General features: G+C 67.1%; 27 protein-coding genes. 26 read left to right on the top strand and 1 reads right to left on the bottom strand.

Annotated features, from left to right (window positions below; all coding sequences use genetic code 11):
• Position 1: 1 nt before the first annotated feature.
• From rpsH to P6144_RS14585, 26 genes are all read left to right on the top strand, one after another.
• On the top strand, positions 2-397 hold the full coding sequence (gene rpsH / locus P6144_RS14710) for a 30S ribosomal protein S8 (RefSeq protein WP_086128654.1): 396 nt from the start codon (positions 2-4) through the stop codon (positions 395-397).
• Positions 397-930, top strand: a complete 534-nt coding sequence (gene rplF / locus P6144_RS14705; protein ID WP_277768559.1) for a 50S ribosomal protein L6 — start codon at positions 397-399, stop codon at positions 928-930. The genes rpsH and rplF overlap by 1 nt, the downstream gene beginning before the upstream one ends.
• On the top strand, positions 930-1,289 hold the full coding sequence (gene rplR, locus P6144_RS14700; RefSeq protein ID WP_277768929.1) for a 50S ribosomal protein L18: 360 nt from the start codon (positions 930-932) through the stop codon (positions 1,287-1,289). Before rplF ends, rplR begins: the two co-directional genes overlap by 1 nt.
• Positions 1,290-1,291: 2 nt before the next feature.
• Entirely contained in the window at positions 1,292-2,017 is a 726-nt protein-coding gene (gene rpsE / locus P6144_RS14695) for a 30S ribosomal protein S5 (RefSeq protein ID WP_277768558.1), read from the top strand.
• Between the two features lie 5 nt (positions 2,018-2,022).
• Complete coding sequence (gene rpmD, locus P6144_RS14690) at positions 2,023-2,202, top strand: 50S ribosomal protein L30 (protein WP_044333362.1); 180 nt, start codon at positions 2,023-2,025, stop codon at positions 2,200-2,202.
• A gap of 146 nt (positions 2,203-2,348) precedes the next feature.
• Positions 2,349-3,509, top strand: coding sequence for an acyltransferase (locus tag P6144_RS14685; RefSeq protein WP_277768557.1), 1,161 nt, complete (start codon positions 2,349-2,351; stop codon positions 3,507-3,509).
• A gap of 262 nt (positions 3,510-3,771) precedes the next feature.
• Entirely contained in the window at positions 3,772-4,929 is a 1,158-nt protein-coding gene (locus P6144_RS14680) for an acyltransferase (RefSeq protein ID WP_277768556.1), read from the top strand.
• A gap of 73 nt (positions 4,930-5,002) precedes the next feature.
• On the top strand, positions 5,003-5,533 hold the full coding sequence (gene rplO, locus P6144_RS14675; protein ID WP_277768555.1) for a 50S ribosomal protein L15: 531 nt from the start codon (positions 5,003-5,005) through the stop codon (positions 5,531-5,533).
• A gap of 202 nt (positions 5,534-5,735) precedes the next feature.
• Complete coding sequence (gene secY / locus P6144_RS14670; RefSeq protein WP_277768554.1) at positions 5,736-7,094, top strand: preprotein translocase subunit SecY; 1,359 nt, start codon at positions 5,736-5,738, stop codon at positions 7,092-7,094.
• A gap of 39 nt (positions 7,095-7,133) precedes the next feature.
• Positions 7,134-7,787, top strand: coding sequence for an adenylate kinase (locus P6144_RS14665; protein WP_277768553.1), 654 nt, complete (start codon positions 7,134-7,136; stop codon positions 7,785-7,787).
• A 279-nt stretch (positions 7,788-8,066) separates the two neighbouring features.
• On the top strand, positions 8,067-9,086 hold the full coding sequence (locus P6144_RS14660) for a polysaccharide deacetylase family protein (protein ID WP_277768552.1): 1,020 nt from the start codon (positions 8,067-8,069) through the stop codon (positions 9,084-9,086).
• Between the two features lie 29 nt (positions 9,087-9,115).
• Complete coding sequence (locus P6144_RS14655) at positions 9,116-9,631, top strand: SRPBCC domain-containing protein (protein WP_277768551.1); 516 nt, start codon at positions 9,116-9,118, stop codon at positions 9,629-9,631.
• 464 nt (positions 9,632-10,095) lie between these two features.
• The gene (locus tag P6144_RS14650; protein WP_277768550.1) at positions 10,096-10,797 is read left to right on the top strand and encodes a response regulator transcription factor; all 702 of its coding nucleotides are present in this window, start codon (positions 10,096-10,098) and stop codon (positions 10,795-10,797) included.
• 499 nt (positions 10,798-11,296) lie between these two features.
• Positions 11,297-11,665 carry a 30S ribosomal protein S13 gene (gene rpsM / locus P6144_RS14645; protein ID WP_277768549.1) on the top strand — a complete coding sequence of 123 codons (369 nt, stop codon included), beginning with the start codon at positions 11,297-11,299 and terminating at the stop codon, positions 11,663-11,665.
• Between the two features lie 25 nt (positions 11,666-11,690).
• The gene (rpsK, locus tag P6144_RS14640; protein WP_157025218.1) at positions 11,691-12,080 is read left to right on the top strand and encodes a 30S ribosomal protein S11; all 390 of its coding nucleotides are present in this window, start codon (positions 11,691-11,693) and stop codon (positions 12,078-12,080) included.
• Between the two features lie 101 nt (positions 12,081-12,181).
• Positions 12,182-13,255, top strand: coding sequence for a DNA-directed RNA polymerase subunit alpha (locus P6144_RS14635; RefSeq protein ID WP_277768548.1), 1,074 nt, complete (start codon positions 12,182-12,184; stop codon positions 13,253-13,255).
• 233 nt (positions 13,256-13,488) lie between these two features.
• Positions 13,489-13,911: a 50S ribosomal protein L17 gene (gene rplQ / locus P6144_RS14630; protein WP_277768547.1), complete on the top strand. Its 423-nt coding sequence runs from the start codon at positions 13,489-13,491 to the stop codon at positions 13,909-13,911.
• 128 nt (positions 13,912-14,039) lie between these two features.
• Complete coding sequence (locus P6144_RS14625) at positions 14,040-14,798, top strand: hypothetical protein (protein ID WP_277768546.1); 759 nt, start codon at positions 14,040-14,042, stop codon at positions 14,796-14,798.
• Positions 14,799-15,065: 267 nt separating this feature from the next.
• Positions 15,066-17,204, top strand: coding sequence for a prolyl oligopeptidase family serine peptidase (locus P6144_RS14620; RefSeq protein ID WP_277768545.1), 2,139 nt, complete (start codon positions 15,066-15,068; stop codon positions 17,202-17,204).
• A 116-nt stretch (positions 17,205-17,320) separates the two neighbouring features.
• The gene (locus P6144_RS14615; protein WP_277768544.1) at positions 17,321-17,935 is read left to right on the top strand and encodes a hypothetical protein; all 615 of its coding nucleotides are present in this window, start codon (positions 17,321-17,323) and stop codon (positions 17,933-17,935) included.
• A 77-nt stretch (positions 17,936-18,012) separates the two neighbouring features.
• Positions 18,013-18,627, top strand: coding sequence for a hypothetical protein (locus tag P6144_RS14610; RefSeq protein WP_277768543.1), 615 nt, complete (start codon positions 18,013-18,015; stop codon positions 18,625-18,627).
• 40 nt (positions 18,628-18,667) lie between these two features.
• Positions 18,668-20,227 carry a glutamine-hydrolyzing GMP synthase gene (guaA, locus tag P6144_RS14605; protein WP_277768542.1) on the top strand — a complete coding sequence of 520 codons (1,560 nt, stop codon included), beginning with the start codon at positions 18,668-18,670 and terminating at the stop codon, positions 20,225-20,227.
• 50 nt (positions 20,228-20,277) lie between these two features.
• On the top strand, positions 20,278-21,456 hold the full coding sequence (locus tag P6144_RS14600) for a crosslink repair DNA glycosylase YcaQ family protein (RefSeq protein ID WP_277768541.1): 1,179 nt from the start codon (positions 20,278-20,280) through the stop codon (positions 21,454-21,456).
• Positions 21,453-22,025 (top strand): DNA-3-methyladenine glycosylase I, encoded by a 573-nt coding sequence (locus P6144_RS14595; RefSeq protein WP_277768540.1) that lies wholly within the window; start codon positions 21,453-21,455, stop codon positions 22,023-22,025. Before P6144_RS14600 ends, P6144_RS14595 begins: the two co-directional genes overlap by 4 nt.
• Positions 22,026-22,087: 62 nt before the next feature.
• Positions 22,088-22,711, top strand: a complete 624-nt coding sequence (locus P6144_RS14590; RefSeq protein ID WP_277768539.1) for a hypothetical protein — start codon at positions 22,088-22,090, stop codon at positions 22,709-22,711.
• Positions 22,708-23,118, top strand: a complete 411-nt coding sequence (locus tag P6144_RS14585; RefSeq protein WP_277768538.1) for a GNAT family acetyltransferase — start codon at positions 22,708-22,710, stop codon at positions 23,116-23,118. Before P6144_RS14590 ends, P6144_RS14585 begins: the two co-directional genes overlap by 4 nt.
• Here the strand turns inward: P6144_RS14585 and P6144_RS14580 are convergent.
• The gene (locus P6144_RS14580; protein ID WP_277768537.1) at positions 23,115-23,525 is read right to left on the bottom strand and encodes a DUF1801 domain-containing protein; all 411 of its coding nucleotides are present in this window, start codon (positions 23,523-23,525) and stop codon (positions 23,115-23,117) included. The two genes, P6144_RS14585 and P6144_RS14580, sit on opposite strands and share 4 nt — an antisense overlap.
• Positions 23,526-23,542 lie beyond the last annotated feature (17 nt).

The following is a 23,542-nucleotide window of genomic DNA, read 5'->3' as shown; positions in this document are numbered from 1 at the left end:
GATGGCAGTGACCGATCCCCTGGGTGATATGCTCACCCGCATCCGCAACGGCCAGCGCGCCCGCAAGGACTCTGTCCTTACGCCGGCGAGCAAGCTGCGTGCGCGCGTTCTCGATGTGCTCCAGCGCGAAGGCTACATCCGTGGCTACAGCGAAGAGCAGATGGGCCCCGCCGCGGGCATCCGCATCGAGCTGAAGTATTTCGAGGGCCAGCCGGCGATCAAGCACGTCGCGCGCATCTCGAAGCCGGGCCGCCGCGTGTACTCGGGCAGCCAGGAGCTTCCCCGCGTCCGCAACGGCCTGGGCATCACGATCGTCTCGACGCCTCGCGGCGTTCTCTCGGACGCGGAAGCGCGCGAGCAGAATGTCGGCGGCGAAGTGCTGGCGGAGGTGTTCTAATGAGCCGCATCGGTAAGAAGCCGGTCGCGATCCCCGCTGGCGTCACCGCCACGCTGGACGGCGACCAGGTCTCGGTGAAGGGCCCCAAGGGCACTCTGTCGATCCCGAAGGCTGATCTGATCAGCTATGAGCTCGTCGATGGCGGCATCTCGGTGCAGCCGGCGAACGACACCAAGCGCGCCCGTGCCTTCTGGGGCATGCAGCGCACCCTGGTGCAGAACCTCGTCACCGGCGTGACCACCGGCTTCTCGAAGAAGCTGCTGATCACCGGCGTCGGTTACCGTGCGGCGGCGCAGGGCAAGGTGCTCAAGCTCCAGCTCGGCTATTCGCACGACGTGAACATCGACGTGCCGGAAGGCATCGAGATCAAGACCCCGGATCAGACCACGGTCGAGATCTCGGGCATCGACAAGCAGAAGGTCGGCCAGATTGCGGCCGAGATTCGCCGCTGGCGCAAGCCCGAGCCGTACAAGGGCAAGGGCATCAAGTACGACGGCGAGTTCATCTTCCGTAAGGAAGGGAAGAAGAAGTGATCAGCACCAAGGGTCTCTCGCTTTTCGAGAAGCGTCGTCGCCGCAACCGCAGCGCTCTGCGTGCGCGTGCCGGTGGTCGTCCGCGTCTTTCGGTCCATCGCTCGGGCAAGCACATCTATGCCCAGGTGATCGACGATGCCGCCGGCAAGACCGTCGCCGCAGCTTCCACCCTCGACAAGGACGTGCGCGGCAAGACCGGCGCGACCATCGAGGCCGCCCAGGAAGTCGGCAAGCGCGTTGCCGCGGCTGCCAAGGCTGCCGGCATCACCCAGGTCGTGTTCGACCGCGGTGGCTTCCTCTATCATGGCCGCGTCAAGGCGCTGGCCGATGCCGCTCGTGAGAGCGGGCTGGAGTTCTGAGAATGGCTGACGAAAACAACCAGGCGCCCGCAGAGGGCGCGGGCTTCGAAGCCCAGGACGCCGGTGCTCCCCAGGAGCAGCAGGGCCGTGGCCGCGGCCGTGGCCGTGGTGGTCCGGGCGGTGGTGGCGATCGCGGTCGTGGCGGCCGTGACGGCAACCGTGGCCGCCGCGACGATCGTCGCGGTGCCGAGGACGGCGGCGAAGAGCTGATCGAGAAGCTGGTCCACATCAACCGCGTCTCGAAGACGGTGAAGGGCGGCAAGCGCTTCGGCTTCGCGGCGCTGGTCGTCGTGGGCGACGGCAAGGGCCGTGCAGGCTTCGGTCATGGCAAGGCGCGCGAAGTGCCGGAAGCCATCTCGAAGGCGACGGCTGCTGCCAAGAAGGCGATGGTCCGCATTCCGCTCAAGGAAGGCCGCACGCTGCATCACGACGGCAAGGGCCATTTCGGCGCCGGCCGCGTGACGATCCGTTCGGCGCCGCAGGGCACCGGCATCATCGCGGGTGGCCCGATGCGCGCCATCTTCGAGAGCCTGGGCGTTGCCGACGTCGTGACCAAGTCGGTCGGCACGTCGAACCCCTACAACATGATCCGCGCCACCTTCGAGGCGCTGAACGACCAGACTTCGCCGAAGTCGGTCGCCCAGCGGCGCGGCAAGAAGATCGCCGACCTGCTCGGCCGCGGTGGTTCGCAGACCGCCGAGGCGGATGCGGCCGCGATCGCGGAGTAAGCGACATGGCGAAGATCAAGATCCAGCAGATCGGCTCGCCGATCCGCCGCACCAAGGATCAGCGCGCGACGCTGATCGGCCTTGGCCTCAACAAGATGCACAAGGTTTCGGAGCTGGAAGACAGCCCCGAGGTCCGCGGCATGATCCGCAAGCTGCCGCACATGGTGAAGGTGCTCGAGGGCTAAGCCTTCGTCCGCTTTACCGGCGACAAGACAGGGAAGGGGCGGCAGGCGACTGTCGCCCCTTTTCGTTTGCGTGCCGTGGAAAGGGGGAGGCGCTTGCCTTTTCGCCGGGCTGTGTGCACGCCCGCGGCGAGGGAGAATGAGCGGCGATGCGGGATTGGCTTTCGATCGAGCGGGCGACGGCCGAACTGCAGGGGCGCAAGCACAGCGTAGAACTTCAATCGGTTCGCGGTCTCGCCTCGCTGGCGGTCGTGCTGCACCATTGCTGCTTCTATTATGACTATGGCGCGGGCCTGCGCCGGCTCAGCGAGATTGCGATCAACGCGCATGCGGCGGTGGTCACCTTCTTCGTGCTGAGCGGCTTCGTGCTGACGATCTCGCTTTCCCGGCGCCCGATCGACCTGGCCGAAACGTCGAGCTTCTACCTGCGCCGGGCCTTCCGGATCTATCCGGCGCTCTGGGTCTCGCTGCTCGTCGCGCTGGGCTATGCGCTCCTCTTCCACGGCATGCCCAAGCCCGAGACGGTTTCGCTGTGGTGGAATCCCCATAGCCGCGAATTTCTGACCCCGGTGGTCGCGCTGCTGTCGGTGATGGGCGTGTTCACGCTGTTCCCGGTGCCGATCTGGTCGCTGTTCGTCGAATTGATCGGCTCCTTCCTCATGCCGGGGATCGCCTGGCTGTTGTTCCGGCGCACCCGGTTGTTCCTGCTGGTGGCGGTGCTGCTTGCCATCCTTTCCCAGATCGGCGGCTTTTCGATCGTTGTCGCGCCGGTGTACCTGGTCGATTTCGCGCTGGGGGCGGGGATCGTGCTGATCGCGCCGGCGATCGCGCCGCGCCTTCGCAACGATCGCGTGGCCGTCGTCGCGGCGCTGGTCGCCTTCTGCGCGCTATGGTTCGGGCGAAATCTGGTCGCGGGCGATTTCATGACCGATTACGAGTCGAAGCCTGCCGCGCTGATCGAGGCGGTCGCCGCGACCGCGCTGATCGCGGTGCTCTACGTCCGCGCCGATCTGTTCGGTTTCCTGCGCAGCCGGCCGCTCACCTGGCTGGGAGACGTGTCGTACAGCCTCTATCTGCTCCACCTTCCAATCCTCGGCCTGGTGGCGGGGATCGGCAGCGAGTTGCTGGGTATCTGGCCCTTCGCCGGCGGGGGACTGCCGGCAACTTTCGCGCTGATGCTGCTCGTCGTGCCGTTGAGCCTGGCTTCGGCTGCGTTCAGCTATCGCTTCGTAGAACTGCCGGCGATGCGGCTCGGCAAGCCGATCGCAGAGGGCTGGGGCCGCTGGATCCGATCGCTCGGCCGTCCTTAGGGCGCCCCTAGGGTAGCCGTCATCCCGCGGGCTACCGCGCCGGCACGATTTTATTTTGAACTCAATGCCCTATCCCTGGAACTTGAAGGCTCCCCGTCGGTTTGCGCTCTAATCGGCCTTTCGAGCCGAGAAGAGGGCTACAGCAAAATTGGTATCGCGTGTCCGTCACTCGCTGACGGCGCTCCGCAAGCGCATCCAGGCGCGCTGGCGGCCGTATCGCTGCGCCCGTGTCGGTAGGTATCGCGTACGGGGTAGAGCAACGATGCCGGAGGCCCCTGACGCAGATGAACGCGCCGCCTTCGTCTATATGGACGCGATCCGGTTCGTCGCAGCCGCGGCCGTTGCGATCTCGCACATCCGCAACCTCGCCCTGGTCGATTATGAGGCGGTGCAGTCGCCGGGGGTGCTGCTCCGCGCCTTCTATTTCCTGACCGGCTTCGGCCATCAGAGCGTGATGGTGTTCTTCGTCCTGTCCGGCTTCTGGATCGCGGGATCGGCGGTGCGCCGCGTCGATGAGCCGAAATTCTGGACCAGCTACATGATCGACCGCTATTCGCGGCTCGCGATCGTGCTGGTACCCGCGCTGGCGCTGGGCGCGATCTGCGACCTGAGTGGCCTCTACCTGTTGCATGCGCCGATCTACAGCGGCGCCAGCCAGTCGCTGACGGTGCCCAGGGATCTGGCCGAGAACCTGACGCCGCGGGTGGCGCTGGCCAATCTGGTCTTCCTCCAGGCGGTTGCCGCGCCGGTGTTCGGATCGAACAGCCCCTTGTGGAGCCTCGCCTACGAATTCTGGTATTATATCTGGTTCCCGGCGCTGTGGCTGCTGTTCGCGCGGCGGCGGGCCAGCATCATGCTGGTGACCCTGGTCGTCGGCCTGGCGGCGCCGGCGATGCTCCTGCGCTTCGTGCCCTGGCTGTGCGGCGCGGGGCTGTTCTTCGCCTATCGCTGGGCCTGCACCACGCGGAAGATCGGCAGGCGGGCGCTGGGATGGACCGTTCTCCTGCTCGGCGGGGCAGGGCTTGCGGTCGCCCTGGTGCTGAGCCGCGTCGCCACCGACATCCCGGATGTCGAGATACCGATCGCGCTGACCTTCGCAGTCACCTTGTTCGGCCTGTGCCTCGTCGTGCCGCCCCGGCTCGGGCTGGTGCGCGCGCTGGGTTTCTACGGGGCGCATGCGAGCTATTCCTTCTATGTCATCCACTTCCCGCTGGCACTGCTGCTCGCCGCCGCGCTGACTCCGCCAGCGCGCCTCACGCCGGATGCGCACGGCCTGGCCGTGGTCGCGCTGATCTTCGCCGCGACGCTCGCCGCCGCCTGGCTCTTCTCGCGCGTCACCGAACGGCATACCGCGATCCTGCGCCACCAATTGCGGCTGGCCCTGCTTGGTCCGGCGGAGTCGGTGAAAATCAAGGGGTGACAAAGCCCCGGCTCGCCGCTATGGGCCCCGCTTCCTTTCAACGCGCGACAAAAGCGAAAGCGAGTGCACGATCATGAAGCTTAACGAACTCACCGACAACCAGGGCGCCCGCCACCGCAAGATCCGCGTCGGCCGCGGCATCGGCTCGGGCAAGGGCAAGACCGGCGGCCGTGGCCAGAAGGGCCAGAAGAGCCGTGAGGGTGTCTCGATCAACGGGTTCGAGGGCGGCCAGATGCCGCTCCACATGCGCATCCCGAAGCGCGGCTTCAACAACATCTTCGCCAAGGACTATGCCGAGGTGAACCTGGGCGCGATCCAGAAGGCGATCGACTCGGGCAAGCTGACCGCGACCGACCTGACCCAGGCCGAGCTGAACGCGGCGGGCCTGACCCGCGGCGGCAAGGACGGCGTCCGTCTGCTCGGCAAGGGCGAGCTCAAGGCCAAGCTGAACTTCACCGTTGCCGGCGCGTCGAAGAGCGCGGTCGAGGCGGTCGAGAAGGCCGGCGGCACCGTGACGATCCCCGTGATCGTGCCGGCTGCCGAGAAGCACAAGGCCAAGCACCGCACCGCCCAGGCCGCCAAGAAGGCCGCCGCCAAGGCTTGAGCGTCATCCCGGCGAAAGCCGGGATCTCGTGCAACGCGCGTGCGCCAGCGGCCTGAGACCCCGGCTTTCGCCGGGGTGACGGGAAAGTGGCAAACGCCGGTGTCGGGCGAGGGCGCATTGCCCTTCGTGGCTTAAGACTTATATGAGCGGCGGGGGGCGGAAACGCTCATCCGCCGTTTCTGTTTCCGGGACCTAAGACAATATGGCCTCCGCCTCCGATCAACTTGCTTCCAGCATCAACCTGGCGAAGTTCGCCCAGGCGACCGATCTCAAGAAGCGCCTGTGGTTCACCCTCGGCGCGCTGATCGTCTTCCGCATGCTGAGCTACGTGCCCCTGCCGGGCGTCGACCCCACCCAGCTCAACCTGCTCGCGCAGCAGACCGCGGGTGGCGTGCTCGACTTCTTCAACAACTTCACCGGCGGCGCGCTCAACCGCATGTCGATCGTCGCGCTCGGCGTGATGCCCTACATCACCGCCTCGATCGTGGTGCAGCTCGCGACCTCGCTGTCGCCGCAGCTCAACGCGATCAAGAAGGAAGGCGAGAGCGGCCGCAAGCGGCTGAACCAGTACACCCGCTACGGCACCGTCGCGCTCACTGCGGTGCAGGGCTATTTCATCGCCGCCGGGCTCGAGACCTTCGGCGCGTCGCAGGGCCTCCAGCCCGTCGTCGAGCCGGGCATGATCTTCCGCATCGGCGCGGTGGTCAGCCTTGTCGGCGGCACGATGTTCCTGATGTGGATCGGTGAGCAGATCACCAATCGCGGCATCGGCAACGGCATCTCGCTGATCATCATGGCCGGCATCGTCGCCCGCCTGCCGATCACGCTGGCCCAGCTCTTCGAAGGCGGCCGCACCCGCGGCGAGTGGTTCACCCTCGTCGCCATCGCGGTCGGCGTCGCCGTGCTCGTGCTGTTCATCTGCTTCATGGAGCGCGCCCAGCGCCGCATCCTGATCCAGTATCCCAAGCGCCAGACCGCGCGCGGGGTGCAGGCCGAGCGCAGCCACCTGCCGCTCAAGCTGAACACCGCCGGCGTGATCCCGCCGATCTTCGCCTCGTCGCTGCTGCTGCTGCCGCTGACCGTCACCCAGTTCGCCGGCAACATGACCGCGGGCGAGAACTGGTGGAGCGATCTGGTGATCAACCTGAACACCTGGCTGCGCCATGGCTCGCCGGTGTACATGACGCTCTATGGCCTCGGCATCGTGTTCTTCTCCTTCTTCTACACCGCCGTGGTGTTCAATCCGGAAGAGACCGCCGAGAACCTCAAGCGCTATGGCGGGTTCATCCCGGGCATCCGCCCCGGCAAGAACACCGAGCTCTATTTCGACTATGTGCTCACGCGTATCACCGTGATCGGCGCAGCCTATCTGACGGTCATCTGCCTCGTTCCCGAAGCAGTGTTCTCGTCGATGAGCGTGCCCTTCCTGATGGGCGGCACCAGCCTGCTCATCGTCGTCAACGTGACGATGGATACGGTGACGCAGATCCAGTCGCACCTGCTGGCGCACCAGTATGGCGACCTGATCAAGAAGGCGAAGCTGAAGGGCCGCGCGCGCTGAGCGCGGCCCGACATAGCCGAAACTGAGGGGATAGGCTTAGTGAACATCATCCTGTTGGGCCCGCCGGGAGCCGGCAAGGGCACCCAGGCGAAGCGGCTCGAGCAAGAGCGCGGCATGGTGCAGCTGTCGACGGGCGACATGCTGCGCGCCGCGGTCAAGGCGGGCACGCCGACCGGCATCCAGGCCAAGGCCGTGATGGATGCGGGCGAGCTGGTTTCGGACGCGATCGTCTCGGGCATCATCGGCGAGCGGCTCGACATGGAAGACACGCTGAACGGCGCGATCTTCGATGGCTATCCGCGCACCGCCGCCCAGGCGGAATCGCTCGACGCGCTCCTCACCGAGCGCGGCCGCAAGCTCGATTTCGTCATCGAGCTCGAAGTGAACGAGGATGCGCTGGTCGAGCGTGTCGAGGGCCGCTTCACCTGCGCCAATTGCGGCGAGGGCTATCACGACAAGTTCAAGCTGCCCAAGGTCGAGGGCACGTGCGACGTGTGCGGCCATCACGAGTTCAAGCGCCGCCCGGACGACAATGCCGAGACCGTGCGCACCCGCATGGCCGAGTATCGCGCCAAGACCGCGCCGATCCTGCCCTTCTACGAGGCCAAGGGCCTGGTGAAGAAGGTCGACGGCATGGCCGACATCGCCGAGGTCGGCCGCCAGATCGACGCGATCCTCGACGGCAAGGCCTGATCCTTCGGGACCTCAGGGATTTGGGAAAGGCCGGGCGTGATGCCCGGCCTTTTCTGTTTGGGGCTGGCCGAGGGAGCGAGGCGCTTGCCCAGTCGGTGCGGCTTGGTGGACCCCGGAACAAGTCCGGAGTGACGATCTGCTCCCGAGGACTCGATGTCCCCTTCGCGTGCTATCTCCTGAGCCTTTGTAATATATTGTTGCTCTAACCCCTGCTTAAGCACGCAGGAGTCACGATCCCCCGGTTCCGGCACCCAGGCCGGTCGGGGGATTTGTCGTTTCATGCTGCCCAAGCGCGCCTTGCTGAGAGCTGCCGGCCTTACCGGCCTGTCGGCGCTCGCCCGCCGCACGACGGGCAGCCAGCTGCGCATCCTCTGCTATCACGGGCTTTGGCTCGCCCCCGGCAAGCCGTTCGGCAACTGCCTGTTCATGACGCCCGATCTGTTCGCCGATCGCATGGCCCGGCTCGCGCGCTCGGGCCTGCCGGTGCTGCCGCTCGGCGAAGCGGTCGAGCGGCTCGCCGCCGATCGGCTGCCCCGCGCCGCGGTGGTGATCACGATCGACGATGGCTGGGCCTCGACGCACAGCCACATGCTCCCGGTGCTGGAGGCGCACCGGCTGCCGGCGACGCTCTATGCCACCACCTGGTATGCCGGACGGGCGCTGCCGGTGGTCAATGTCGCGGTCGACTATCTGATCGCCGCCTCGGGCCGGGCGGGGCAGGATCGCCGCGCGATGATCCGCTGGATCGACGCGCTGCCGGAAGGCGAGCGGCTCGACGCGCTGCGCGCCTATGGCCACCGGCTCGGCGTGGACGAGGCCTGGCTCGGATGCCGGCAATTCCACCTGATGGGGCAGGACGAGATCGCCGATGCCCATGCCCGCGGGCTCGATATCCAGCTCCACACCCATCGCCATATCGACGTCGCCGGGCGGATCGGGCAGCTCGTGCCCGAGATCGAGGCGAACCGCGCCGCGCTGGTCGCCGCGACCGGCGCCGCGCCGGCCGAGCATTTCTGCTATCCGAGCGGCACCTTCCACCCCGCCGCGCCCGCGCTGCTCGCGGCCAGCGGCGTGCGCTCGGCGACGCTGGTGGACGAGGGGCTCAATCCGCCCGGCGCCAGCCCCTATGCGCTGCGCCGCTTCGTCGATGCCCAGCATGTCCGGGCATCGTCGTTCCAGGCCTATCTCGACGGCACGCTCCACTATCTCTCCCGCGCCCGCACGCTGGCCGATCGCATCGAGATCGAAGTGCCGCGCAGGGTGGCCGCCGCTTCTGGAATGCTGCTCTGCGCGCTATGATCGCCCCGCCTCGAACGAGGGAGGGGAAGATGAAGGCCCATATGCTGACAATGCTGGCACTTGCCGCGGCGTCGCCCGCCGCTGCCGAAGTCACCGCATCCACCGAAACCAGCTTCACCGTCACGCAGAAGCTCACCGTCGCCGCTCCGCCGGCCAAGGTCTGGGCGGCGCTGATCGCGCCTGCCTCCTGGTGGGCGGCGGCACATAGTTGGTCGGGCGACTCCGCCAATTTCGCCTTCGATGCGCGTCCGGGCGGCTGCTGGTGCGAGAAGCTGCCGGGCGGCGGCGGGGTCGAGCATATGCGCGCGATCTTCGTCCAGCCCAACAAGCTGCTGCGCCTGAGCGGTGCGCTCGGGCCGTTCCAGGCGATGCCGGTCGCCGGCGTGATGACCTACACGCTCGAGCCTGCCGCGGACGGCAAGTCGACAGCGCTCACCGTCGAATATGCGATCAGCGGCGGCACCGGCATGGCCCGGATCGCGCCGATGGTCGACAAGGTGCTCGGGGAGCAGGCTGCCGGGCTGAAGGCGGCGGCGGAGCGGTAGCCAATCAATTCTCCCCGAGCTTGTCTCGGGGAGGGGGACCGCCGGCGAAGCCGGTGGTGGAGGGGTGCGCCGGATACCGGCGCGTGCCGCGCCGCCCCTCCACCATTCGCTGCGCGAATGGTCCCCCTCCCCCAGACAAGCTGGGGGAGGAATTTTGAGGTCCCCCAACATTACCTTTTTGTCATGCCCCGGCCACCGCCCGGAGCACCCCCGGCGCCTATCAGAAGACCTGTAGCCGGCAGCAACGCCGGCTGCGGATGTGAGGTCTTCAGCATGCGGCTTGCCCCGTTGCTCTTCCCGGCTCCAGCCCCGATCGCCGCCCCCGCGATCCGCGCTGCGGCGCCCTGCCTGGCGTTTGCCCCTGTCCAGGCCGAGCCCGCCGGGAAGAGCGCAAGGTAAGCGGCATGCGACCCGAAGTCGCCGGTGCTGCCCTGGCACCGACGCAACGGCCGGCGGACACCCCCTTGTCCGTCGGCCGACCCTCCCGGATCCTGATCATCGAGGACGATCCCGCTTCGGCGGACTTCGTGCTCCGCGGGCTTGGCGCCGCCGGCCACGATGCGGCGGTCTGCGCCGATGGCCGGCTGGGGCTGGACCTCGCCGCCCAGGGCGATTTCGATCTGTGGATTCTCGATCGCATGCTGCCCGGCATGGACGGCCTCGCGCTGCTCGGCGCGCTGCGCGCCCAGGGGCTGCGCACCCCGGCGATCATGCTCTCCGCGCTCGGCACGGTGGACGACAAGGTCACCGGGCTCACTGCCGGCGCCGACGACTATCTCGCCAAGCCCTTCTCGCTCGCCGAGCTGCGCGCGCGCATCGCCGCCTTGCTCCGTCGTGCCGAGCGCAGCGCCGCCGAAGCCGCCGCGACGCGGCTCAGCGTCGGCGATCTCGAGATAGACCTGCTCAGCCGCACCGTCAGCCGGGCGGGGCGCCCCGTGCCGCTGGTCGCGCGCGAGTTCCACCTACTCGAATATCTCGCCCGCCATGCCGGTGAGGTCGTCACCCGCACGATGATGCTCGAGCATGTGTGGAACTGCCGCTTCGATCCCGGCTCGAACGTGGTCGACGTCCATATCGGCCGCCTGCGCCGCAAGCTGGAGGAGGGGATGGCCCCGATCCTTCACACGGTGCGCGGGGCGGGATACCGGCTCTCGTCCGAGAGCTGACCTTATTCCCCTCCCTGGAAGGGAGGGGTTAGGGGTGGGTGGAGGCTTGGCGATACTGAAGCACAAGCTTCGCGTCCGCCGTATCGCGTATATCGACCCACCCCCGACCCCTCCCTTCCAGGGAGGGGAGAAGCCTTGCAATGTAGGATTTTGCCTGCTCTCTGAGGGGGCGGCAAAGGCGGCCCTCGCGCATGCGTGGCGAGTCAACGGAGTCAATGAATCGCGCAACCGCCCGGTTGAACGTCGCAGGGCGGGACGGCAGGTCGGGGCGCTGCTTGGCGGCGGGGGCAGGATGGTGTATAAGTCCGTTTCCGGCGAAAGCCCCCCCCGCAGCGCTTGACTCAGCGCTGGCGGACGCATATGTCGCGCATCTTCCGGAAGATCGGTAACACGGCGGCGCCTTGGCGTGCTCGTCGTGCCACTGCATTCCGGGATCAACGCTACGAGATGGGGTGCGAGCTGCCATGCGGCACCCCGTGGAGCTGGGAGAACAAATTCCATGGCACGTATTGCGGGTGTCAACATCCCGACCAACAAGCGCGTCGTCATCGCGCTGCAGTACATCCACGGCATTGGCGCGGCCAAGGCCAAGGAGATCACCGCCAAGCTGGACATCGCGCCCGAGCGCCGCGTCCAGGACCTGTCGGACCAGGAAGTGCTGCAGATCCGCGAAGCGATCGACGCCGGCTACACCGTGGAAGGCGACCTGCGTCGCCAGACCGCGATGAACATCAAGCGCCTGATGGACCTGGCCTGCTACCGTGGCCTTCGCCACCGCAAGGGCCTGCCGGTTCGTGGCCAGCGCACGCATACCAATGCGCGCACCCGCAAGGGCAAGGCCAAGCCGATCGCCGGCAAGAAGAAGTAAGCGCTAGGTCGGAAGGGACAAGAAAATGGCACGTGAACCGCAGCGCCTTCGCCGTCGCGAGCGCAAGAACATCACCGCCGGCGTCGCTCATGTGAACGCCAGCTTCAACAACACGATGATCACCATCACCGATGCACAGGGCAACGCCATCTCGTGGTCGTCGGCCGGCATGATGGGCTTCAAGGGCTCGCGCAAGTCGACCCCGTACGCTGCCCAGGTCGCCGCCGAAGACGCCGGCCGCAAGGCCGCCGAGCACGGCGTGCGCACCCTCGAGGTGGAAGTGAAGGGTCCGGGTTCGGGCCGCGAATCGGCGCTTCGTGCGCTGCAGGCGGTCGGCTTCCAGATCACGTCGATCCGTGACGTGACGCCGATCCCGCACAACGGCGTTCGTCCGTCGAAGCGCCGCCGCGTCTAAGCGGCAGCCCTGCGTTCGCCGTGGGCCCAGGGGTGGGTCCGCGGCCTTTGCAGTATATTTCTGGCAGGCACGCCCCAGCCTGCCCAACATGAGGAAAGCCCGTGTCGGTCAACGCTAAGAACTGGCAGGAACTCAAGAAGCCCAACGGCCTCGAGAAGAAGCCCGGTGGCGATCCCAAGCGCAAGTCGACTTTCGTGGCGGAGCCGCTCGAGCGCGGCTTCGGTCTGACGCTCGGCAACGCGCTGCGCCGCGTGCTGCTCTCGTCGCTGCAGGGCGCCGCGGTCACTTCGATCAAGATCGAAAACGTCCTCCACGAGTTCAGCTCGCTGGCGGGTGTGCGCGAAGACGTGACGGACATCGTCCTGAACGTGAAGCAGATCGCGCTCAAGATGCAGGGCGAAGGCCCGAAGCGCCTCCAGCTTTCGGCCACCGGCCCGGCTGAGGTGAAGGCCGGCGACATCGCCGTGTCGGGCGATATCGAGGTGATGAACCCCGATCTCGTGATCTGCCATCTCGACGATGGCGCGACGCTCAACATGGAGCTGACCGCCGACACCGGTAAGGGCTATGTCCCCGCCGCGTCGAACCGTCCGGCGGACGCCCCGATCGGCCTGATCCCGGTCGATGCGCTGTACAGCCCGGTCCGCCAGGTCTCGTACAAGGTCGAGAACACCCGCGTCGGCCAGGAGCTCGACTACGACAAGCTCACGCTGTCGATCGAGACCGACGGCACGATCACCCCGGAAGACGCCGTGGCCTATGCCGCGCGCATCCTCCAGGACCAGCTGGCGCTGTTCGTCCACTTCGACGATTCGGCGATCACCCGCTCGGCTCCGATCGGCATGGCCGCTCCGGCCGCCGGTGGCGCTGCCGATGCCGGTGCCGGCGACGCGTCGCAGATCAACCGTTACCTGCTGAAGAAGGTCGACGAGCTGGAGCTTTCGGTCCGCTCGGCGAACTGCCTCAAGAACGACAACATCATCTATATCGGCGATCTGGTCCAGAAGACCGAAGCCGAGATGCTGCGCACGCCGAACTTCGGCCGCAAGTCGCTCAACGAGATCAAGGAAGTCCTGTCGTCGATGGGTCTCCGTCTCGGCATGGAAATCCCGGGCTGGCCGCCTGAGAACATCGAAGAGATGGCCAAGAAGCTCGAGCAGGAAATCATGGGCTGAGCTGCACCGGGTTAGCGCAAGCTAACCCGGAGACAGCGAAAGCCCGGCCGGCGGGTCGGCAAAGCCGATCCCGTCCGACGACGCGGGATTTACTCCCGCGTCGGGCCCTCCTTGGGGGCGGATTTCATGAGATCCCGGCTTTCGTCGGGATGACGGTTTGATTGGGTGGCTCTCCGTCCCACCTGGCTAGGGGTACCTGAAACGGCCCCCTGACGAACGAAAAGGAAGTACCCATGCGTCATCGCGTTGGCGGCCGTAAGCTGCAGCGTACCTCGGCCCATCGTGCGGCCCTGTTCCGCAACATGAGCGCCGCTCTGATCAAGCACGAGCAGATCACCACCACCCTCGCCAAGGCGAAGGAACTGCGTCCGTACGTCGAGAAGCTGATCACCCTCGCCAAGAAGGGGGGCCTGTCGAACCGTCGTCTGGCGCACGCCCGCCTGCTCGACGATGCGCAGCTGGTGAAGCTGTTCGACGTGCTATCGGCCCGCTATGCCGATCGCAACGGCGGCTACACCCGCATCATCAAGACCGGCCCGCGCGCTTCGGACGCGTCGCCGATGGCGATCATCGAGTTCGTCGACCGCGACGTCTCGGCCAAGGGCCAGGATTCGGGCCCGGTGCTGGTCGACGAGGATTTCGACGCCGTCGCCTGATCGGCCTCGATATCGAGATAGGGAAGGGCGGTCGCACCAATGTGCGGCCGCCCTTTTCGTTTGGTGGTCGTTGCCCCCGGGGATAGAATCCCCGCCGATAGGAGGGGCGCTTGAGAGCAGCATTGGCCATGACGATGCTCGTCGCCCTGGTCGGGTGCGACACGCCGGGGAACGTGGCCGAGCCGCGGCCGCAGGCGAAGCCGATCGCCAGCACCGTCCTGGAAAGCGAGGACAGCGCGAAGTTTCGCATGGCCGCGCGCAAGCTCTATGTGTCGCTCGGCAGGCCGTCTTGCGATGCGCCGGCGGGCTTCGACCGGAAGGCGCTGCTCGTACCCGAGCACGCAGCGATCAAGGCGTTCGAAGCGCGTTTGGGAACGACCGGCGCCGCGTTCCAGCTCGCCATTGCCCGCGCCGATGCGGAGTATCAGCGCGGGTGCTGGAGCGACGGCGACGCCGCCTTTGCCCGAAAGCATGTCGAGATGACGCGCGAGGATGTGGCGGGCGGCCTTGCCGCGTTGCGTGCGCTTCTTCCGCGTCTCGATCGCGGGCCGGTGCACGAGTCGATCCCCACCGGTAGCGCGGCGTTCCGCAGCCTGGCCCGTCGACTCGTCCAAACCGTCCAGCCGCTATGCCGGCTTGCCAGGGGCGTCCCCAACGAGACGATCCTGGCACCCGCACTCGAGCTGGTCCGGCAATTCCAGGCGCGCTTGCCGGACGCCGTCCACCGTCACCATTATGCGATCGCCAAGGCGGACGTGGATCTTGAGCAGTCGATGACCCTGGTCGAATGCGCGGCGCCTTCGGGCCAGCCCGCCACCTTGCTGCGCGATGACCTGCTTGCGGACGTACGGCGGCAGATCGCGGCGCTGGAGCAGGTTCGCCTCTAGCCAGCAGTGCTTGTTTCGGGGCCGAAAGATTTCCTGCACTCCTTGCCGGCCCCGCGGCTTCCCACATCTGCGGCATGAACAGGAACAACACCCAATCCGATCTCGGCGCCTGGCTTTCGGCCGGCATGGCGCTGGCGCCGCTCGGCGTGCTGGTCTGGGCGGTTTCGGCGACGACGGGCGTCGGCTTCGCCTGAAGCCGGAACCGGTGCTTGTGCCGCTGTGCAGCGGCGATAGAGTTGGCGCATTCCACCCTGTTCGGAGGCTGATTTGCGCCGCTCCTTGCTATTGCCGCTGCTCCTCGCCACCCCCGCTTACGCCCAGACCCAGCCGGAGACCCCAGTGACCAAGCTCAGCTACCCCGAAACCCGCCGCGTCGACGTGGTGGAGGAACAGTTCGGGGTGAAGGTCGCCGATCCCTATCGCTGGCTCGAGAACGATGTGCGCAACGACAAGGAAGTCGCCGCCTGGGTCGATGCCGAGAACAAGGTCACCGGCGCCTATCTCGCCACGCTGCCTGGCCGCGACTGGTTCAAGGCGCGGATCAAGCAGCTGTTCGACTATGAGCGCTTCGGCGTGCCGCAGAAGAAGGGCGGCCGCTATTTCTACATGCACAATTCGGGGCTGCAGAACCAGGCGGTGCTGTTCGTCCGCGACACGCTCGCCGGCGAGGGCCGCACCCTGATCGACCCGAACGGCTGGTCGAAGGACGGCGCGACCGCACTCTCCGAATGGGCGCCCTCGGACGATGGCAAGCACCTGCTCTACGCCGTGCAGGACGGCGGCACCGACTGGCGCTTCGCCAAGGTGCTCGACGTCGCCACCGGCAAGGATACCGGCGACATCGTCCATGGCATGAAGTTCACGCTTTCCGCCTCCTGGGCCAAGGACGGCAGCGGCTTCTTCTATTCGCGCTATCCGGACGTGGCGGCGGACGCCAAGTTCCAGGCGCTCAACGAGAACCACAAGGTGTTCTTCCACAAGCTCGGCACGCCCGAGAGCGAAGACAGGCTGATCTACGAGACGCCCGACCATCCCAAGTGGAGCCACTATGCCCAGGTGACCGACGATGGCCGCTGGATGGTGATCACCACCAGCGAAGGTACCGATGATCGCTACCGGATATCGCTGATCGATCTGAAGGATCCGGCGATCAAGCCGCGCGTGCTGATCCCGGCGCTCGAGAATAGCTGGGGCCTGGCCGGCAATATCGGCACCAAATTCTATTGGGTGACCAACAAGGGCGCCCCGCGCCTCAAGGTCGTGACGATGGACGTGGCGTCGGCCGATCTCGCCACCACCGATCTGATCCCAGAGGACAAGGCGACGCTCGAAGGTGCCGCGATCGTCGGCGGCAAGCTGGTCACCAGCTATCTGGTCGACGCCAAGACCGAGGTGCGCCGCTACGATCTCGACGGCAAGGCGCTCGGCGCGGTCAAGCTGCCGGGCGTCGGTTCCGCCTCGGGCTTTGGCGGCGAGCCGGACGATCCCGAGACCTTCTACGCCTATACCAGCTTCAACGAGCCGACTTCGATCTATCGCTACGACATGGCGACGGGCGTCAGCACGCCCTGGGCCGCGCCCAAGCTGCTGTTCAAGCCCGAGGACTATAAGGTCGAGCAGCGCTTCTACGCGTCGAAGGACGGCACCAGGGTGCCGATGTTCATCGTCCGCAAGAAGACCACCACCGGCCCGGCGCCCACGCTGCTCTGGGGTTATGGCGGCTTCAACGTCCCCTATGGCCCCGGCTTCTCCGCCGCGCGGCTGGCCTGGCTGGAGCAGGGCGGCGTGTTCGTCCTCGCCAACATCCGCGGTGGCGGCGAGTACGGCAAGGCATGGCACGATGGCGGGCGCCTGCAGAACAAGCAGAACGTGTTCGACGATTTCATCGCGGCGGGCGAGTTCCTGATCAAGGAAGGCGTCACCGGCAAGAACCAGCTGGCGATCCAGGGCGGCTCGAACGGCGGGCTCCTGGTGGGCGCGGTGGTCAACCAGCGCCCCGACCTGTTCGCCGCGGCGCTGCCGGCGGTAGGCGTGATGGACATGCTGCGCTTCGACCGCTTCACCGCAGGTCGCTACTGGGTCGACGATTACGGCTATCCGTCGAAGGAAGCCGACTTCAAGACGCTCTACGCCTATTCGCCTTATCACAACATCAAGTCGGGCGTGGCCTATCCGGCGATCCTGGCGACGACGGCGGACACCGACGACCGCGTGGTGCCGGGGCACACGTTCAAATACACCGCCGCGCTCCAGCATGCCGCCATCGGCGACAAACCGCATCTGGTCCGCATCGAGACCCGTGCCGGCCATGGCGCCGGCAAGCCGACCGACAAGATCATCGAGGAAGCCGCCGACCTCTGGGCCTTCGCCGCCAAGTGGACCGGGCTGGAGATCAAGAGCAAGTGAGCGGGCAGGGCGCTGGTCTTCGGTCGACGGAGAAGGGCGCCCCACCGCAAATCGGTTCAGCCACGCGACAGGCTCGCACGCATAATTCTCGTTCCACGAAAGTAACGGAGAGCGGCATGACTGTTCTGAAGCTGGTGGGCGGCGCGGCCGCGGTGATCTCGGCAACCGGTCTGGCGATGCCGGCCCAGGCGCAAGGCTGGCGCCCGCAGCGGCATCACCATGAGGACAAGTTCGACGTCGGCGATGCGATCGTCGGCGGGCTCGTCGTCGGCGGGCTGATCGCGCTCGTCTCGAGCGGCAGCAAGAAGAAGGCGCAGCCGGTCGACGAGAGCTACGAGGAAGTCGCGCCGCCAGAGGCGCGCGCGCAGATCGATACCGCTCCGATGCCCGAGAGCCGCTATGGCGCACCCGAGCCGGTCCAGCCCGGCAGCGGCCCGATCGCGCCGACCCCGGCGCCCGATTCGGCGCGGTTCGACGGGCTGTACGATGAGGATGCCGCGGCGGATCGCTGCGCGATGGAAACCGAAAGCATGGGCGAGCGCTATGCCCGGCTGGCGCGGGTCTCCTCGGTCACCAGCACGGTGTGGAACGGCAAGAGCTGGGTGATCAAGGGCCAGGTTGAGCTGGCGGACAGCTACCGCGACACCGCCCGGCAGAGCTATGGCTTCCGCTGCGCGCTCAAGCGCGGCAGCGATCCGATCGTGACGATCGCGGGGCTCAAGTCGCTCTAGGCCGTCGACCGACGCCGCGCTGACCGGGTTCGTCGCACGCGGCGCGCGCGCGTGGGAAATCTGTGGCGCGGTGGGGCATGTTTCGCACCCTCCCAATCACCGCCGCCCTGCTCGTCGCCGGCACGGCACATGCCGTGCCCGCCGACTGGCAGTGCAATGGCAGTCAGCGCATGGACATGCGCCAGGTGCAGCAGCTTGGCCCAGAGTATCGGATCAGCGGCACGATCACGCGTTCCGCGCCCGACATCTCAAAGGCGCGCGGGAACAACGCAGTCGTCTATATCCGCCTGGCGAGCGCCAGTATGCGCGACAAGGTGGAGGCCCAGATCCGGGGCGCGGACCCGCGCCATGCCTCGGCCGACGTCTTCCAGAATTATGAGCAGGTCGATCTCGATCTGGGCGCGGTGCCGGTCGGCGCGCCGTTGCCGTTCGAGTTGAAGGTTCGCTCGGGCGGCGGAAGCCTCACGGTGGGCAGCGCTACGCGCAGGTTCGCATTGACGCTTTCCGGCCCGGTGACCGCGATGCTCGCCTGCAACGGCGGTGACTATGACTTCGTCGGGATCGACATGGGCGCAGGCCCGGTCTCCGGCCGGCCGGACGGCTTCGTCCCGCGCCGCCCGGGTGCTGCCGCGCCGCCCGCGGGGCCGATGCCCGATTGGGCGAAGGGCCGTCGTCGCCCGTCGGGGCAATAGCGCCCTTTACAGCGCACCGGCCGATACCTAATCGCGGGCCATGTCGACCGAGCACAACGAATCCATCCTCATCGTCGATTTCGGCAGCCAGGTAACCCAGCTGATCGCGCGCCGCGTGCGCGAGGCCGGGGTCTATAGCGAGATCGCGCCCTTCACCACCGCCGCCGAGGCCTTTGCCCGGATGCAGCCCAAGGGGATCATCCTCTCCGGCTCGCCCGCCTCAGTGCTCGACGAGGGGTCGCCGCGCGTGCCCCAGGAGATCTTCGATAGCGGCCTGCCGGTGCTCGGCATCTGCTATGGCCAGCAGGTGATGATGCACCAGCTCGGCGGCACCGTGCAGCTGGGCGACAGCGGCGAGTTCGGCCGCGCCTTTATCGAGATCGATGATGGCTGCGTGCTGTTCGACGGCATGTGGCACGAGGGCGAGAACCACCAGGTGTGGATGAGCCATGGCGACAAGGTGACCAACCTTGCCCCCGGCTTCCGCCCGGTGGCGCACAGCACCGGCGCCCCCTTCGCGGTGATCGCCGACGACGACCGCCGCTACTACGCCATGCAGTTCCACCCCGAAGTGGTCCACACGCCCGACGGCGCCCGGCTGCTTGCCAATTTCGTCCGCCACGTCTGCGGCTTGCAGGGCGACTGGACGATGGCCGAGTTCCGCGCGACCAAGATCGCCGAGATCCGCGCCCAGGTCGGCAAGGGCAAGGTGATCTGCGGCCTGTCGGGCGGTGTCGACAGCGCCGTTGCCGCAGTGCTGATCCACGAGGCGATCGGCGAGCAGCTCACCTGCGTCTTCGTCGACCATGGCCTGATGCGCTCGGGCGAGGCCGACCAGGTCGTCAGCCTGTTCCGCGGCCATTACAACATCCCGCTCGTCCATGTGGACGCCGAGGCGCTGTTCATGAACGGCCTGGCCGGGGTCACCGATCCGGAGGCCAAGCGCAAGTTCATCGGCAAGACCTTCATCGACGTGTTCGAGGAAGAGGCGAAGAAGATCGGCGGCGCCGATTTCCTGGCCCAGGGCACGCTCTATCCGGACGTGATCGAGAGCGTCAGCTTCACCGGCGGGCCGTCGGTGACGATCAAGAGCCACCACAATGTCGGTGGCCTGCCCGAGCGGATGAACATGAAGCTCGTCGAGCCGCTGCGCGAGCTGTTCAAGGACGAGGTCCGCGCGCTCGGCCGCGAGCTCGGCCTGCCCGAGATTTTCGTCGGCCGGCATCCCTTCCCGGGGCCGGGCCTGGCGATCCGCATCCCCGGCGAAGTCACCAAGGAACGCTGCGACATCCTGCGCAAGGCCGATGCGATCTATCTCGAGGAGATCCGCAACGCCGGGCTCTATGATGCGATCTGGCAGGCCTTCGCGGTGCTCACCCCGGTGCGCTCGGTCGGCGTGATGGGCGATGGCCGCACCTATGATTCGGTGCTGGCGCTCCGCGCCGTCACTTCGATCGACGGCATGACTGCCGAGGCCTTCGAGTTCCCCGGCGGCTTCCTGCCCCGCGTCGCCACCCGCATCGTCAACGAAGTGCGCGGCGTGAACCGGGTGACCTACGACTATACGTCGAAGCCGCCCGGCACGATTGAATGGGAATGAAAATCCGCTAGGGTACCCGTTATGTTCCGCGGGGCCCTGGAAGGAAAAGAGTGACGCGTCTTTCTCTCAAGCAGGCGCGTCGCATCTTCCTCGCTGCCCAGGGATTCGGCGCGCGCCATCCGGAAACGGTGGGTGCTGCGCATCTTCGCCGTACCGTCGATCGGCTCGGGCTGCACCAGATCGACAGCGTCAACGTGCTTACGCGGATGCATTATCTGCCCGCCTTCTCGCGGCTGGGCAGCTATGACCGTGGCTTGCTCGAGCGCGATGCCTGGGGTCCGAAGCGCAGCCGCCGGCTGTTCGAATATTGGGCGCATGAGGCGTCGCTGCTCCCGGTCGAGCTGCATCCTTATTTCCGCTGGCGGATGGCGCGGGCGGAGCGCGGCGAGATCGGCTGGCGGATGCTGCGCCTGTTCGCGCACGAGCGCCGGGCCGAGGCGCAACGGGTGCTCGATCGGATCGCTGCGGAGGGGCCGCTTGCCGCCTCCGAGCTGGAGAATGGCAAGGGCAAGAGCGGCTGGTGGGAATGGAGCGAGGCCAAGCTCGCGCTCGAATGGCTGTTCTGGTCCGGCCAGATCACCACCGCGACCCGCCGCGGCAGCTTCGAGCGCGTCTATGATTTGAGCGAGCGGGTGATTCCGCGCGCGGTCTATGATCTGCCGACCCCCGATGCGGCGACTGCCCAGCGCGCGCTGATCGAGCGGAGCGCCCGCGCGCTCGGCGTCGCCACCGCGACCGATCTGCGCGATTATTTCCGGCTCAAGCCCGAGGAAGCCAACCACGCCATTCCCGAGCTGGAGGAGGAAGGCGTGCTGCTGCCCGTCCAGGTGCAGGGCTGGACGCAGAAGGCCTGGCTTCACTGCGATGCCCGCATGCCCCGCAAGGTGCCCGGCGCGGCGCTGCTGGCGCCGTTCGATCCTGTGATCTGGGAGCGGAGCCGGACGGAAAGGCTGTTCGACTTCCGCTACCGGATCGAAATCTACGTTCCTGCGGACAAGCGCACGCATGGCTATTTCGTGCTGCCTTTCCTCCAGGACGAAGCGCTTACCGCACGCGTCGATCTCAAAGCGGATCGCCAGAATGGCCGGCTGCTCGCACACCGGATCACGCTGGAGCCGAACGCGCCGCCCGACACGTCCGAGCGGCTCGAAGTCGAACTGGCACGCATGGCCGATTGGCTGGGGCTGGGCGAAGTGCGGATCGGCGAGACGGTGAGGGGAGAGCGATGACCGACGAATTGCAGCGCTGCGCCTGGGCGGTGAGCGATCCGCTCAACCGCGCCTATCACGATGCCGAATGGGGCGTGCCGGTTCGCGACAGCCGCGGGCTGTGGGAAACGCTGATGCTCGAGGGCTTCCAGGCCGGGCTCGCCTGGATCGTCATCCTGCGCAAGCGCGATGCGTTCCGCGAGGCCTTTGCCGGCTTCGATCCGGTAAAGGTCGCCGCCTTCGGGCCCGAGGATGTCGAGCGGCTGATGGCCAATCCCGGCATCGTCCGCGCGCGGGCGAAGATCGAGGCGACGATCAAGGGCGCGCAAATCTATCTCGACATGGCGGAGCGGGGCGAGGATTTCGCGACGTTCTGTTGGAGTTTCACCGGCGGCAAGCCCATCCAGTCGCCCGGGCATGGCTTCGTCGCCACCACGCCGCTCTCCGAGACGATCTCGAAGGAACTGAAGCGCCGCGGCTTCAAGTTCGTCGGGCCGACGATCGTCTATGCCTGGATGCAGGCCGTCGGGCTGGTGAACGACCATCAAATGGGCTGTTTTCGCCGCGAACCGGTTGCCGCGCTTGCCTGAAATCATTGCGGGCGCCGCACGATGGTGAGAAAACGCTGCCGTAACGGGCCAGGGGAATGACGATGACGAACAAGCTGTTGCCGGGCGCGCTCGCCGTGCTGGGGCTGCTCGCCGCCTGCGCGCCCGAGCCGGCGACCAAGCCTGCCGAGAACGAGACGGCCACGAACGAGAGCGAGATCATCGTGCCGCCGGCGCACGAGACCAATATCGCCAATGCGAGCGACGAGGCGGCGGGGCTGGGTGTCAACCTGGCGCCCGACGAGCTGACGCTGGTGCTGCCGAACGGCTCGGCCCGCCACATGCCCTTCGGCATGGCCAAGGCGGACGCAGTGAAGATGCTCACCGCGGCGCTGGGCAGCCCGATCGAGCAGGCGGAGAACCAGGATTGCGGCGCCGGGTCGCTCGGCTATGCCGCCTTCCGCGACGGGCTTTCGCTCTATTTCCAGGACGACAAGTTCGCCGGCTGGGATCTCGACGGGCGCGAGAACGGCAAGTTCACCACCGGAAACGGCATCGGCATCGGCACCACGCGCAAGGAGCTCGAGGCGGCAGGCTCGGTCGAGGTCGGGGAGAGCACCATCGGGCACGAGTTCATGATGGGCGACCTGTCCGGCCTGCTCAGTTCGGCTGCGCCCGATGGCAAGGTGACCAATCTCTGGGCCGGCGTGACCTGCATCGCCCGATGATCCGTGAAGCCAGGGCAATCGATGCCGCCGCGGTGATCGCGCTGTGGCACGCCTGCGGGCTCACCCGGCCGTGGAACGATCCGGCCGCCGATTTCGCGCGGGCGCTGGAGGGCGCGGCGTCGACCGTGCTGGTGGCGGAGAGCGAGTCCGGACTCTGCGGCAGCGTGATGATCGGCGATGACGGGCATCGCGGCTGGGTCTATTATCTCGCGGTGGCCGAAAGCGCCCGCCGCACCGGCCTGGGCCGGGCGCTGATGGCCGCGGCCGAGGACTGGTTGCGCGCGCGGGGCTGCCCCAAGATCCAGCTGATGGTGCGCGACACCAATGTCGAGGCGCTGGGCTTCTACGCCGCGCTCGGGCTGGAGCCGCAGGGCGTCGTCACGCTCGGGCGTTTCCTGAACGACTAGAGCCGCTCGCCGGGGATCCCGCTCGCCTGGCGGATCCAGCCGGCGAGTTGCGCCTCGTCGATCGGATCCTCCTCGCGGATGTCGAGATAGCGGACTTCCTTCTGCTTCGAGGGCCCCGGCGGCACCGGATCGAGCGCGGTGCCGCGGAAGAAGGTGAGCTTCACATAATGGTCGAAGCAGTGGAACGACAGGAACCAGCCTTCCTGACCGGGCGCGCCGTAGAAGGGCGAGTTCCACTTCACGGCCTTGCGCACGCCGGGCAGGGTGGCCGTCACCAGCCCGTCCACCGCGCGCCCGATCCGCTGCTTCCAGCCGGGCATCGCGGCGATATAGGCTTGGACCGGCGCATCGCCGTCGCCCTTGGCGATCTGCGGATTGCCGCCGGACAGCAGTTTTACCTCAGGCATCGTCCACCTCCGCTTGT

Source organism: Sphingomonas sp. HITSZ_GF, assembly GCF_029543155.1.
GTDB lineage: Bacteria > Pseudomonadota > Alphaproteobacteria > Sphingomonadales > Sphingomonadaceae > Sphingomonas.
Note: the sequence above shows the minus strand (reverse complement) of the source record. Positions and strands in the feature narration are given on the sequence as shown.

Coding starts and splice junctions, on each gene's coding strand:
- rpsH (WP_086128654.1), top strand. CDS start 2: ATGGCAGTGACCGATCCCCTGGGTGATATGCTCACCCGCATCCGCAAC.
- rplF (WP_277768559.1), top strand. CDS start 397: ATGAGCCGCATCGGTAAGAAGCCGGTCGCGATCCCCGCTGGCGTCACC.
- rpsE (WP_277768558.1), top strand. CDS start 1,292: ATGGCTGACGAAAACAACCAGGCGCCCGCAGAGGGCGCGGGCTTCGAA.
- rpmD (WP_044333362.1), top strand. CDS start 2,023: ATGGCGAAGATCAAGATCCAGCAGATCGGCTCGCCGATCCGCCGCACC.
- P6144_RS14685 (WP_277768557.1), top strand. CDS start 2,349: ATGCGGGATTGGCTTTCGATCGAGCGGGCGACGGCCGAACTGCAGGGG.
- P6144_RS14680 (WP_277768556.1), top strand. CDS start 3,772: ATGCCGGAGGCCCCTGACGCAGATGAACGCGCCGCCTTCGTCTATATG.
- rplO (WP_277768555.1), top strand. CDS start 5,003: ATGAAGCTTAACGAACTCACCGACAACCAGGGCGCCCGCCACCGCAAG.
- secY (WP_277768554.1), top strand. CDS start 5,736: ATGGCCTCCGCCTCCGATCAACTTGCTTCCAGCATCAACCTGGCGAAG.
- P6144_RS14660 (WP_277768552.1), top strand. CDS start 8,067: ATGCTGCCCAAGCGCGCCTTGCTGAGAGCTGCCGGCCTTACCGGCCTG.
- P6144_RS14655 (WP_277768551.1), top strand. CDS start 9,116: ATGAAGGCCCATATGCTGACAATGCTGGCACTTGCCGCGGCGTCGCCC.
- rpsM (WP_277768549.1), top strand. CDS start 11,297: ATGGCACGTATTGCGGGTGTCAACATCCCGACCAACAAGCGCGTCGTC.
- rpsK (WP_157025218.1), top strand. CDS start 11,691: ATGGCACGTGAACCGCAGCGCCTTCGCCGTCGCGAGCGCAAGAACATC.
- rplQ (WP_277768547.1), top strand. CDS start 13,489: ATGCGTCATCGCGTTGGCGGCCGTAAGCTGCAGCGTACCTCGGCCCAT.
- P6144_RS14625 (WP_277768546.1), top strand. CDS start 14,040: ATGACGATGCTCGTCGCCCTGGTCGGGTGCGACACGCCGGGGAACGTG.
- P6144_RS14615 (WP_277768544.1), top strand. CDS start 17,321: ATGACTGTTCTGAAGCTGGTGGGCGGCGCGGCCGCGGTGATCTCGGCA.
- P6144_RS14610 (WP_277768543.1), top strand. CDS start 18,013: ATGTTTCGCACCCTCCCAATCACCGCCGCCCTGCTCGTCGCCGGCACG.
- guaA (WP_277768542.1), top strand. CDS start 18,668: ATGTCGACCGAGCACAACGAATCCATCCTCATCGTCGATTTCGGCAGC.
- P6144_RS14595 (WP_277768540.1), top strand. CDS start 21,453: ATGACCGACGAATTGCAGCGCTGCGCCTGGGCGGTGAGCGATCCGCTC.
- P6144_RS14590 (WP_277768539.1), top strand. CDS start 22,088: ATGACGAACAAGCTGTTGCCGGGCGCGCTCGCCGTGCTGGGGCTGCTC.
- P6144_RS14585 (WP_277768538.1), top strand. CDS start 22,708: ATGATCCGTGAAGCCAGGGCAATCGATGCCGCCGCGGTGATCGCGCTG.
- P6144_RS14580 (WP_277768537.1), bottom strand. CDS start 23,525: ATGCCTGAGGTAAAACTGCTGTCCGGCGGCAATCCGCAGATCGCCAAG.